The organism is Synechococcus sp. R55.7, from assembly GCF_047461955.1.
Taxonomy (GTDB): Bacteria; Cyanobacteriota; Cyanobacteriia; order Thermostichales; family Thermostichaceae; genus Thermostichus.
The window spans coordinates 1-12315 of record NZ_JANSIC010000028.1; the positions used below are offsets into that span (position 1 = coordinate 1).

7 protein-coding genes are annotated in these 12315 nt (G+C 61.7%); 5 read left to right on the forward strand and 2 right to left on the reverse strand.

The annotated features are described in order from the left end of the window. Window positions 1–5: 5 nt before the first annotated feature. Window positions 6–1067: a DUF1611 domain-containing protein gene (locus NW820_RS02665; RefSeq protein WP_011433727.1), complete on the reverse strand. Its 1062-nt coding sequence runs from the start codon at window positions 1065–1067 to the stop codon at window positions 6–8. Continuing rightward, window positions 1067–2119 (reverse strand): dipeptide epimerase, encoded by a 1053-nt coding sequence (locus NW820_RS02670; protein ID WP_414342327.1) that lies wholly within the window; start codon window positions 2117–2119, stop codon window positions 1067–1069. The genes NW820_RS02665 and NW820_RS02670 overlap by 1 nt, the downstream gene beginning before the upstream one ends. Window positions 2120–2297: 178 nt before the next feature. Here NW820_RS02670 and NW820_RS02675 point away from each other — a divergent pair, with 178 nt between their 5' ends. The 5 genes from NW820_RS02675 to NW820_RS02695 form a co-directional block, all read left to right on the forward strand. Then, complete coding sequence (locus tag NW820_RS02675) at window positions 2298–3935, forward strand: acetolactate synthase large subunit (RefSeq protein WP_414406620.1); 1638 nt, start codon at window positions 2298–2300, stop codon at window positions 3933–3935. A gap of 156 nt (window positions 3936–4091) precedes the next feature. Next, window positions 4092–6155: a GspE/PulE family protein gene (locus NW820_RS02680; protein ID WP_414406618.1), complete on the forward strand. Its 2064-nt coding sequence runs from the start codon at window positions 4092–4094 to the stop codon at window positions 6153–6155. Window positions 6156–6286: 131 nt separating this feature from the next. Next, window positions 6287–7429 carry a type IV pilus twitching motility protein PilT gene (locus tag NW820_RS02685; protein WP_414383847.1) on the forward strand — a complete coding sequence of 381 codons (1143 nt, stop codon included), beginning with the start codon at window positions 6287–6289 and terminating at the stop codon, window positions 7427–7429. 197 nt (window positions 7430–7626) lie between these two features. Further along, window positions 7627–8853: a type II secretion system F family protein gene (locus NW820_RS02690; RefSeq protein ID WP_011433722.1), complete on the forward strand. Its 1227-nt coding sequence runs from the start codon at window positions 7627–7629 to the stop codon at window positions 8851–8853. A 72-nt stretch (window positions 8854–8925) separates the two neighbouring features. After that, a partial coding sequence (locus NW820_RS02695) for an alpha-2-macroglobulin family protein (RefSeq protein WP_414406619.1) occupies window positions 8926–12315 on the forward strand: 3390 nt, incomplete at its 3' end.

Below are 12315 nucleotides of genomic sequence, written 5' to 3' on the forward strand. Positions count from 1 at the left end.
CTGAGTTATCCTGCCGCCAGAATTGCCTCCAACAAGGGATCCGCCCCAAAACGCACCACATCCGTACAGGGCCGTCCGGTCTCGGCTTCCACCCGGCGGATCTGCTCTAGGGCTGCTTCTTCCTCCCAGCCGAAGGTATTGAGGGCAACCCCCACCACGGGCGCGGGGGCAAAGGCCCCGGCAGCCGCTGCCACCTGCTCATACAGCTCAATCACTTTGGACAAGGGCGGGATGGGCACGTAGTCCATCCCCTTGATGTAGGTTTGGCCGGCGCGGTGTACCAGGATAAGGTGGGTGGGCTGGGATCCGCGCAACAGGGGCAAGGTGGCCGTAGAGGCGGGGTTGAGCAGGGATCCCTGGCCTTCCAGATGCAGAATGTCGTGGTCAGAGCCATAGCGCATGATCAGTTGCTCCACCGCCCCACTGGCATAGTCCACCCGCACCGCATCCAAAGGGATCCCCTCGCCGCCGATCAGAATCCCGGTTTGCCCGGTGGCCAAAAAGCGGGAGCGCAGGCCCCGCCTCAGGCTGGCCCGGTGCAGCTCCAAGCTGGTGGACATTTTGCCCACGCTCATGTCGGTGCCCACCGTCAACACCCGTTTACAGGGCAAGGTGCGGGCCAGGGCTTTCCCCACCGACAGGTTGGGGGGCTCGCGGCGAATATCCCAGATCCAGGCCCCCGGCTGCAACCACTGCCGAAACTGGGGATCCTCGGCCAAAGGCGTGTGCAGCCCATTCACCAGAGACAGGCCAGCTCGCAGGGCCAGGCCCAACTCCTCCCGCCAGGCTGGCGGCAACTGCCCCCCTGAAGGGGCGATCCCAATCACCAGAACTTCAGGCCGGTGGGCCAGCGCCTCCTCCACCGAGGCCACGATGGGAATGTCTTTGGCAATTCCGGTCAGATGGGCCAGGGATCCCCCCGCCTGCTCCCGGTCGATCACCGCCACCACCGGGAAAGAGCCGTAGCGCAGCAGCCCCAGCCCCGTTTTCCCATGCTCCCCCAGCAATCCCCCGTGGAGCAGGATGGCCACGCGACTTTCGCTGGACAGGGATTCCGGCCTTCCCATTATTCCTCCCGCAGCTCTACCCCCAAACCCGGTCGGTCGGTGGGGAGCAGGCAGCCGTCCTGCAGGATGGCCCCGGCAAAGGGATCGTCGATGAGGTTGAGGTGGCTATCCAAGTCCAGGTAATCCACCAGGGGAGCCAAGTGGGCTGCCGCTGTATTCCCCAGAGCTGTGTTGCTGTAGCAGCCCAACATCACCTGTAGGCCGTGGGCTTTGGCGGTGTGGATCATGCGCCAGGCTTCGCTGAGGCCTCCGCATTTCATCAGCTTAATGTTGATCCCGTGGACGCGATCCACCAGAGGGGGGATATCGCGGCTGTCCATACAGCTCTCATCCACAAAAATGGGCAGCTTCGACTCGTGCCAGAGGGTGATCAGCTTCGCTTCCTGCCCCCTCTCCAAAGGCTGCTCCAGGTAGCTCACCCCTTGCCCCGCCAGCCAGTTGCTCATGCTCAGGGTTTGCTCCACCGTCCAAGCGCCGTTGGCATCTACCGTAATTAGGGATCCCAGCGGGATCACCTCTTGTACAGCAATCAGCATGTTCTGATCCGCCATCAGTCCTGAGCCGCTGCCCAGCTTGATCTTAAAGGCCCGCGCTTGGGTCTGTTCCATCCAGGCCAAGGCGCGCTGGCGGGCCGCCTGCGGGGTGGAGATGCCGATCGTCATCGTCGTGGGCGGAATGCGGGAGCGATCCAGCCCCCACAACTGCCACAGGGGCCTCCCCAGCCGTTTGCCCATCCAATCGTGCAGGGCCATATCCACCGCTGCCCGCGCTGCCGAAGGGATCCCGGCCCGCAGCAGTTCTGCCTCGATTGGCTGTCGCTCCCAGGGGGAATGGCGGCGCAGGATCCCTTTGGCCACGTCCAAGCCCATCAGGATGTCGTCCAGAGACTGGTGGTAGTCGTCGCTCACCGAAAAAGGGCAAGCCTCTCCCCACCCTTCAACTCCCTCCTCCTCAATTCGCACCCAAGCCAAGGTTGTATCGCTGTGGGTACCTCGGCTGATGGTCAAGGCGTAGCGCTTGTGAACGGTGAAAGGTTCGACGTAGAGCCGCATGGGCATCTCCAGAAGAGGAAGCTTGGAGGGGCAATTGGGCCTGGGCCGCCCCTTTGAGCTTAGCTTGGTTCCCAGCCCAGCCTGCCCCCGTCCCCAAGCCCAGAAAACAAGTTATCCCTTGCCCCGTCCGCCGTCTATGGTGGGATCCAGATCCACCGTTCTCCATACCCTTGCCACCATGAATACCGCCGAACTGCTGGTTCGCTGCCTGGAAAATGAGGGGGTGCAGTACATCTTCGGCGTTCCTGGCGAAGAAAACCTGGAAGTCCTGCAAGCCCTGCGCCGCTCCTCAATTCGCTTTATCACCACCCGCCACGAACAGGGGGCCGCCTTCATGGCCGATGTCTATGGCCGGCTGACGGGCAGAGCGGGGGTGTGTCTCTCCACCTTGGGGCCGGGCGCCACCAACCTGATGACCGGAGTTGCCGATGCCAACCTGGATGGAGCACCCCTAGTGGCCATCACCGGCCAAGTCGGCACCGACCGCATGCACATCGAATCCCATCAATACCTGGATTTGGTGGCCATGTTTGCCCCCGTCACCAAGTGGAATGCCCAGATCGTGCGCCCCAGCATCACCCCGGAGATCGTGCGCAAGGCTTTCAAATTGGCCCAAACCGAGAAGCCCGGGGCCGTCCACATCGACTTGCCGGAAAACATCGCCGCCATGGAAGCCAGCGGCACTCCCTTGAGGAGAGATCGCCTGGACAAAACCTACGCCTCCTATCAAAGCCTGAACGAAGCGGCGTCCCTGATCTCCCGCGCCCGCAACCCCTTGATTTTGGCCGGCAATGGGGCCATTCGCGCCCAAGCCAGCAGCGCCCTCACGGAATTTGCCACCCGCTTGAACATCCCCGTGGTCAACACCTTCATGGGCAAAGGAGTGATCCCCTACACCCACCCCTTGTCCTTGTGGGCCGTTGGCCTACAGCAGCGGGATCTGGTCAGTTGTGGTTTCGACCGCACCGATCTGTTGATTGCCGTCGGCTACGACCTCATCGAGTACTCCCCCAAGAAATGGAATCCCGACGGCACCATCCCCATCGTTCACATCGCTGCCCTGCCCGCAGAAATCGACAGCAGCTACATCCCGCAAGTGGAGGTGGTGGGAGACATTTCCGACTCCCTGATGGAGATCCTGCGCCGCTGCGATCGCACGGGCAAGCCGGATCCCTATGGCCTCAGCCTGCGGCAGAACATCGTCCGCGAGTACACCTGCTATGCCCAGGATCAGAGCTACCCGATCAAGCCCCAGAAGCTGATCTACGACCTGCGCCAAGTCCTGGAACCCGAAGACATCGTCATCTCCGATGTCGGCGCCCACAAAATGTGGATGGCCCGCCTCTACCACTGTGACAAACCCAACACCTGTCTCATCTCCAACGGCTTTGCCGCCATGGGCATCGCCATTCCGGGGGCCTTGGCCGCCAAATTGGTGCATCCCGACCGGCGCATCGTGGCCGTAACCGGAGATGGAGGGTTCATGATGAACTGCCAAGAGCTGGAAACTGCCCTCAGGGTGGGCACTCCCTTTGTAACTCTCATCTTCAACGATGGCGGCTATGGGCTGATCGAGTGGAAGCAACACAATCAATACAACGAGGCTGCTTTCGTCAAGTTCGGCAATCCAGACTTCGTCAAGCTGGCGGAGAGCATGGGCCTCAAGGGCTACCGCGTCGAAAAGGCTGCCGAGCTGATCCCCATCCTGAAGCAGGCCCTCGAGCAGCCGGTGCCCACCCTCATCGACTGCCCTGTCGATTACGGCGAAAATCTTTACTTGACCCAGCGGTCGCAAGCGTTGGTCTGCGAGGCTTAGGGGACGAGATGGATGTGAATGCGAGATTTGAGCCGAGTTGGGGCATAGTAAGCCCAGGGTTGGCGGCCTCTGGGCAGTCCAGACTTATGTATCTTTACCGTTGACCCTTAGCAGCCAAGTGCAGTGAAATAGAGGCATTGTGGGTGACCCGCCAGCATGAGCGATCTTCCTTCCCCTCCCTTTACCTCGCGCCGCGCCGGCGCTGCCAGCAAAGCTCTGGCCATCGCCAACGTCAGCATTACCCCCTTTGGCCGCAAGTTAAAGGAGCTGGGCTTTGCCGACGATAAGCAGATCCAGGACATCCAAAACGCCCTCAAAGCGGATCGAGAGGGCAACAGCAAGGCCCTGGCTCTGGTGGTCAAGGATATCGTGGGCAAAGAGATCACCCCTGACCTGGAGCGGGCTTACAAACGGCAGCAGCTCTTTGAACTGAAAATCATCTACGGGATCCCCTCCCTGGATGTCGACCTGGAGCCGGTGGAGATCTCCGAGATGATTGGGCTGATCGACTCGATCTTGCCCCTCGACATCTGCAACCGCTACAAGTTCTTGCCCATTCGCCGTCGAGACAATCAGGTGACGGTGGCGATGGTCAAGCCAGACAACCTGCAGGCACTGGACGACATTCAACGGCGCTTCCGCATCCAGGGGCTGAAGCTGCAGCGGCGGGTCTTCACCCAGCGGGATTTCGAGACCCTGATCAACCGCTACATGGATGCGCAGGCGGAGCTGCTGGCCATCAAGGGGATCAACGACGCGGCTGCTGCCCAACAGGAAGAAGAGGTGGTGGTCAACACTGCCGAAATCGATCTGGATGCTATTGAGGATGTGGCTGCCGATGAGGCCGGCGAGGGATCCCTGGAGCAGCAGGTCAAATCGGCAGATGATGCCCCGATTATTAAACTGTCCAACCAGATCCTGGTCAAGGCCCTGCAGGATGGGGCGTCCGACATCCACATCGAGCCACAAGAAGAATACCTGCGCATCCGCTTCCGCAAAGATGGGGTGTTGCGGCAGGCTTTTGAAAACTTTCCCAAGAAGATCGTCCCTGCCCTCACCGCTCGCTTCAAAATCATGTCCAATTTGAACATTGCCGAGCGGCGCATGCCCCAGGATGGGCGGATCCGGCGGGTCTTCAAGGGGCGCAAGGTGGACTTCCGGGTCAGCACCCTGCCCTCCCGCTATGGGGAAAAGATCGTGCTGCGGATCCTGGACAACTCCGCCACCCAACTGGGGCTGGACAAGCTGATCACCGACCCAGAGACCTTGGAAAGCTTCAAGGAGATTGTCAAGCGACCCTTTGGCCTAATCCTGGTAACTGGGCCAACGGGATCCGGGAAAACCACCACCCTCTACTCGGCCCTGGCGGAGGTGAACGACCCGGGCATCAACATCAGCACCGCCGAGGATCCCATTGAATACTCGCTGCCGGGGATCACTCAGGTGCAGGTGATCCGAGAAAAGGGCATGGACTTTGCCATGATCCTGCGGGCCTTCTTGCGGCAAGACCCGGATGTCATCCTGGTGGGGGAAACCCGCGACCACGAGACGGCCAAAACCGCCATCGAAGCCTCCCTCACGGGCCACTTGGTGTTGACCACGCTGCACACCAACGATGCCCCTGGCGCCATTGCCCGTCTGACGGAGATGGGGATCGAGCCATTTATGATCTCCAGCTCGTTGCTGGGGGTGTTGGCCCAGCGCTTGATGCGCCGGGTGTGTACCGAATGTCGGATCCCCTACCACCCCACGCCGGAGGAGCTGGCCCGCTATGGCCTTACCCTCAGTGGCGACGGCGAGCAGCTCACCTTCTACAAAGCCAACAAGCTCTCCCCCAAAGAAGTGGAGCAGCGCAAGGCCACCGGCAAGCCCATCTGCGAGAAGTGTGGGGGCGTGGGCTACAAAGGTCGGGTAGGGGTGTACGAGTTCATGCGCATGAACGACCGCCTTGCGGACTTGATCAACAAAGAGGCCCCCACGGAGGTGATCAAAGAAGCGGCGGTGGAAAGTGGCATGAAAACCCTGCTGGCCTACAGTTTGATGCTGGTGAAGCAGGGCCTCACCACGCTGGAGGAGGTGGATCGGGTGACCCTCACCGACAAGGGTCTGGAAAGCGAGCTGAAGGCCCGTGCCAAGGCTCTCAGCACCTGCCGCAACTGTGGCGCGGCCTTGCATGTGGACTGGATGGACTGCCCCTATTGCCTGACCCCGAAGTTTTAGGAAGTCGGCTTGGCACTTGACGATGTTGGGGTGCCGACTATAACAGTCCTATACAGTTGCCTTTCTCACATGGCTTTGGCCGGCGGCTCTTTTGATAGACAGTTCTACTCGCCTTTGGAGAACCCAACCCTATGCCCCAACTGATGATCGAAGACCTCATGGAAGCAATCGTCCAAAAGGGCGGTTCCGACATTCATATCTCGGCGGGTTTGCCCCCCTACTTCCGCATCAATGGTCACCTTGAGCCGACAGAGCATGAGCCTCTCTCGGCAGAGGAGGTGCAGCGGTTGATCTTCAGCATGCTGAACAACAACCAGCGCAAGCAGCTGGAGCAAAACTGGGAATTGGACTGCTCCTATGGGGTGCGGGGGATCGGGCGCTTCCGCGTGAACGTCTACCGCGATCGCGGCACCTATGCTTGCGCCATGCGGGCCCTGGCTTCTGAGATCCCCAACATCGACAAGCTGGGCCTGCCGGATGTGTGTAAGGAAGCAGCTCGCCTGCCGCGGGGCTTGGTGCTGGTAACCGGCCCAACGGGATCTGGCAAATCGACTACGCTGGCTTCCATGATCGACATGATCAACCGCGAACGGGCCGAGCACATCCTCACCATCGAGGATCCCATTGAGTACATCTACACCCCCATTCGCAGCATCATCCACCAGCGGCAACTGGGGGAAGACACCAAGAGTTTTGCCAATGCCCTGCGGGCAGCGATGCGGGAGGATCCGGATGTGATCCTGATCGGGGAGATGCGGGATCTGGAGACCATCCAGTTGGCCATTACCGCCGCCGAGACGGGCCACCTCTGCTTTGCCACGGTACACACCAGTTCTGCCGCCCAGACGGTGGATCGCTTGGTGGATGTGTTTCCGCCCGAGCAGCAGCAGCAGATTCGCGTGCAGCTCTCCAACTCCCTCAAGGCCGTCTTCTCCCAAACTCTGGCCCGCCGCCTCAATCCCAAGCCAGGAGAGCCTGGACGGGTGCTGGTGCAGGAAATCATGGTGGTGACGCCGGCCATTGCCAACCTGATTCGGGAGGGCAAAACTGCCCAGATCTACTCGGCTATCCAGACGGGGGGCAAGCAGGGCATGAAAACGCTGGAGCAAGATCTGGCTAACCTTTACCTACAGGGCAAGATCGACTTCGATACGGCCATGTCTAAGACCTCTCGCCCCGAGGAGTTGCAACGGCTTTTGGGCAACGTTACCGGGCCCTCGCCAGCCGCGGCTGCCCAGCAACAGCGGCCACCAGCAGTTGCCGCCCGTCGCTAAACCTCGTTGCCACCAGGCAGTGCTGGGATCCCCGGGTGAGGGTTCATTGCCGATCTCTAGCCGCTGACTTGATTTGTGGCTAAGCTCTAGCTGAGAGATTGTTGATCTGCCCAAGGTTTGGGCTGACTTTTCTTTTGCACCTGCGAAACATTTAAAGCCATTTCGTTATTTAGAGCGATCTAGCCGGGGGTACAGCCATGCCGCGCTACAAGGTTCGGGGGTTAAAGGCCGGTCAGCCGGTACGCCTGACGGTGGTGGCCAACAGCTTGACCGAAGTTCGTGCACGGCTGCGCCGAGACGGGATTTTTGCCAAACAGGAAGACATTCAGGAGGAGAAACCCTTCTTTTCCTTGGATACGTCTTTCGATTTCTCAATGCTGGGATCCATCGACATTCGCGACAAGGCAGTGTTCTCCCGGCAATTTGCTGCCTTGATCAACGCCGGCGTGTCGATGGTGCGCTCTCTCACCATCATGGAGGAGCAAACCGGCAACCCCAAACTCAAAAAGTACCTGCGGGCTATCCGAGCGGAGGTGGAGGCGGGGAAAAACCTCTCCGACTCCATCCGCCCTTATCCCGACGCCTTCGACGGCCTCTACTGCAGCATGGTGCAGGCGGGGGAGGTGGGCGGCGTGCTGGACGAAGTGCTCAACCGCCTGGCCAAGCTGCTGGAGGACATGGATCGCCTGCAGAAGCAGATCAAGTCAGCCATGACCTACCCGGTGGTGGTGACGATCTTGGCTGTCTTGATTTTCTTGGGCATGGTGCTGTTCATCTTGCCCACGTTTGAGAGCATCTACAACGACTTGGGTGGGGAGCTGCCCGCCTTTACCCAGTTTTTCATCAACATCAGCAAGTTCCTGCGCACGCCCCAGTACAGCTTGGGGCTGGTGGGCTTTCTAGGGGCCGTCTATTTTGCTTTCCGGCGCTTTTACCGCACCCCTGCCGGCAAGGAGACCATCGACGCGCTGGCCCTCAAGCTCCCTATCTTCGGGGATCTGATCCAGAAGTCGGCGGTGGCTCGCTTCTGCCGCACCTTTGGCGCTCTCACCCGCTCCGGGGTGCCGGTGCTGACTTCCTTGGAAATTGTGCGCGACACCTCCGGCAACCAGGTGGTGGCCAACGCCATTGACGCCGCCCGCCAATCCATCTCAGAGGGAGGGCAGATTGCCCCTGCTCTCGACAAGGCCAAGGTCTTCCCAGTCATGGCCATTCAGATGATCAGCGTGGGGGAAGAGACAGGGGAGCTGGACGCGATGCTGATGAAGACGGCGGATTTCTACGAGCTGGAGGTGGAGGAGGCGGTACGCGCCCTCACCAGCCTGCTGGAGCCGTTGATGATCGTGATCCTGGGCGGTATGGTGGGCTGCATTATCGTGGCCATGTACCTGCCCATGTTCAACGTGTTCGAGTTGGTGAAGTAGTGGATTGGGCTGACCCTTGAACCCCCAGGGCGGCCAGGGCACAGGGTAGGAGCAACGGAGGAGAGGGATCCCATGCTGAGGCGATGGTTAGCGGCCCTGGTGCTGTTGTTGGGGGTGGGGCTGGCAGTTTTGCTTTCCGAACAGCCGACGGGATCCCTGGCGGGACGGGTGGAGCTGCCGGCAGGGGTAGCTCTGGAGAGCGTCCGGGTGATCGCCGCCGGCCCGGCCACGCGCAGCGCCAGCTTGACCGCAGATGGCGAATATCGCTTGGATCGATTGCCTGTTGGGGAATACCAGGTGACGGTGCAGGGATCCGGCCTGGAAAAGGTGGGCAGCCAGAGATCCGTTCTGGTGCGGGAGGGGGCAACGGTTCGGATCCCCACCTTGCGCCCTCAGCTTGTCCCCCCCGGTCTCTATCTCTACAGCACCAGCCAGGTGTTTACGACCGCAGAACCGGCGCGGCTGCAGTGGCGGGCCACCAGCCTGGGCTCGGTGCAGCTCAGCCTCTATCGCTTTTCCCTGACAGAGCTGCAGGGATCCCCTCTCTTGCGGGATTTGGCGGATGCTGGCTATGGCTCCCTGGATCCGGCTCTGTATCCCACCCTGCGGCGGGAGCTTGTGCGCAGTTGGCAGCAGCCGGTGCCACGACGAGCGGGAGAGGGGTGGACAGCCCAAACCTTGGAGCTGGGGATCCTGCCGCCGGGGGCCTACTGGGTGGAGGCGGAGGGCCGGGAGCCGCTGAATGCGGCTGCACCCTTGCCCCGTTTCGACCATTGGTTTTTGGTGAGCGATCTCGGCCTCATCCAGAAGAAGGATGCCAGCCAGTTGGTGGTGCAGGCGGTGCACCTGCGGGAGCTGCGTCCCCTGGCCGGGATCCAGATCCAAGTTTTCGGGGAGTGGGGGGATCCCCTGACGGCCACCACCGATGCAGAGGGGCTGGCCCGCTTTGGCCTGCCGGCGAGAGAGGGTTCTTCCCTGGTGGTCTATGGCCGCAGTGCCGACAACACCCTGCAGGCTTTGTCCCGCAGCTACGCCTATGGCTGGAACCAGCCCCACCGGATCTACGCCTACACCGATCGTCCCCTCTACCGCCCTGGCCAAACCGTCTATTTCCGCGCCCTGGTGCGAGAGCAAACCCGCCTCACGCCGCCCCCCCCAGGACAAGCAGTGCAACTGACCCTTACGGCCCCCAACGGGGATGTGTTGAGCGAACAAACCCTGGCCACCAATGCTTTTGGCAGTGTCCATGGGGAGTTTCAACTGCCAGAAGAAGCGTCCCTGGGCAGCTACGGCCTGGAGTGGCAGGTGTCAGGGCCGCAGGGATCCAGCGGCGAATACACCTCTTTTCAGGTGGAAGCCTACCGCAAGCCGGAGTTTGAGGTGGCGGTGGTGCCCGACCGACCTTGGCTGGTGCGGGGGGGATCCCTGAAGGTGCAGGTGGAGGCCGAGTATCTTTTCGGCGCGCCGGTGGCCGCTGCCCAGCTCCGCTACCGAGTTTACAGCAGCCCCGACTGGAGCCTGCGCTATGGGCTGTTGCCCCGTTCTGCCGAGGAAGACTATTTCGCCGACGACCTGGGAGAGGAGCAGGGCTACTACGGCGGCTACGGCCAGTTGGTGGCGGAAGGGGAAGGGGTGACGGATGCCCAAGGGCGGGCGGAGTTTCGCCTGGATCGCCTGCTGCAGGATCTCAACTGGGAAGAAGACAGCTACTGGGGCCCCCAAGAGGTGCAGCAACTGCGCATCGAGGTGGAGGTGACCGATATCAGCCGCCGGACGGTAACAGGATCGGCGCGGGCCTGGGTCACGGCTGGCGAATTTGCTCTGTTTGCGGAAGTGAACCGCCACCTGCCCGCTCCGGGGGATACCCTCACCTACCGGCTGCAAGCCCGCGATTACGATGGCCGCCCCGTCAGCGCCACCGGAGAGCTGAGCCTGGAGCGCTGGCGCTGGGATCCCAAGAGCAACACCTACCAACGGCAAGGTACCCTGCTGCGGCAGCCTTTTCAGATTGTCAACGGGGAAGGCAGCCTCGACCTCCACCTGCCCGCCGACCTGGAGCCGGGAGACTACCGGGTGCGGTTGACGGCATGGGATCCCCGCCGTCAAAGTGCTCCGCACCGCTGGCGCGAACGGGTGCAGGAGGTGGACTATCTCTGGGTGGTGGAGCCGGGCAGCCCCCTACAAAGTTGGGGATCCCTGCCCAGCCTGGAAGTGGTGGCGGATCGGCAGATCTACCAGGTGGGGGAAGAGGCCCAGATCCTGATAGTCTCGCCGCTGCCGGATGTGGCGGTGCTGGTGGGCATTGAGGGATCCCGGCTGCACCAGGTGCAGGTGCTGCGTCTCCAGGGGCATACGGCCACGCTGCGGCTGCCCATCCGCGGCGACTATCGTCCCAATCTCTACGTCACTGCCACTGCCATCGGCCCAGAGCGGCGGCTGTACCGAAGCGAGGCCCTGCTGCGGGTCTCCCCCTTGGATCGCTTTTTGCAGGTGGAGCTGCAAACCGATAAACCCACCTATCGACCGGGCGAGACCGCCCAAATCCAAATCCGCACCCGCGATGCCCAAGGGCAGCCGGTGAGCGCCGAGGTGGGCCTAGGGATTGTGGACAATGCCCTCTACCTATTGCGACCCGACTTCACCCCGGATATTCGCCGCTTCTTCTATGGGCGCCAGTACAACCAAGTTACCACCACTACCTCTTTCCCTCAGCAATATCCCGGCGGTGCTGACAAGCTGGCCGGCCAAGTGCGGGAGGACTTTCGCGATACCGCCGCCTGGTTCCCGGATCTGGTCACCAATGCCGATGGCCTGGCTCAGGTACAGGTGCGTTGGCCCGACAACCTGACCACCTGGCGCTTGACCGCCCGCGCTGCCACTGCCGACACCCAGGTGGGATCCGCTCTTGCCACGGTCTCAGTCAGCAAAGACCTGTTGGTGCGCTTGGCCGCTCCCCGCTTTTTCCGGGTGGGGGATCAGCTCACCTTGGCGGCCATTGTGCAAAACCGCACGGGTCAAGCCCAAGCGGTGGAGGTGCGGCTGGAAGTTCCTGTTCCTGCCGGTGGGATCTTGAAATTGCAAGGCCCGGAACGACAACGCCTCACCGTGCCGGCCCAAGGAGCGGGGCGGGTGGAATGGCCTCTCCAGGTTCTGGGGGCCGGAGATACCTCTCTGCGGGTTTGGGCGGAAGGGAATGGGCTGAAAGATGCGTTGCAACTGCGGATCCCCAGCCAGCCTTTCGGCGCTGTGCAACGGTTCTCCCAGGTGGGTCGGGTGCAGGAGGGCAGCCTTGACTTATCGCTGGATTGGCCCGCCACCTGGGTGCCGGGATCCCGGCAGCTTCACCTGGAACTGGCCGCTAGCCCGGCAGCAACCCTGCTGGAGCCGCTGGATTACCTGGTGGAGTTCCCCTACGGCTGCACCGAGCAAACCCTGAGTCGCTTCTTGCCCGCCCTAGCCGTC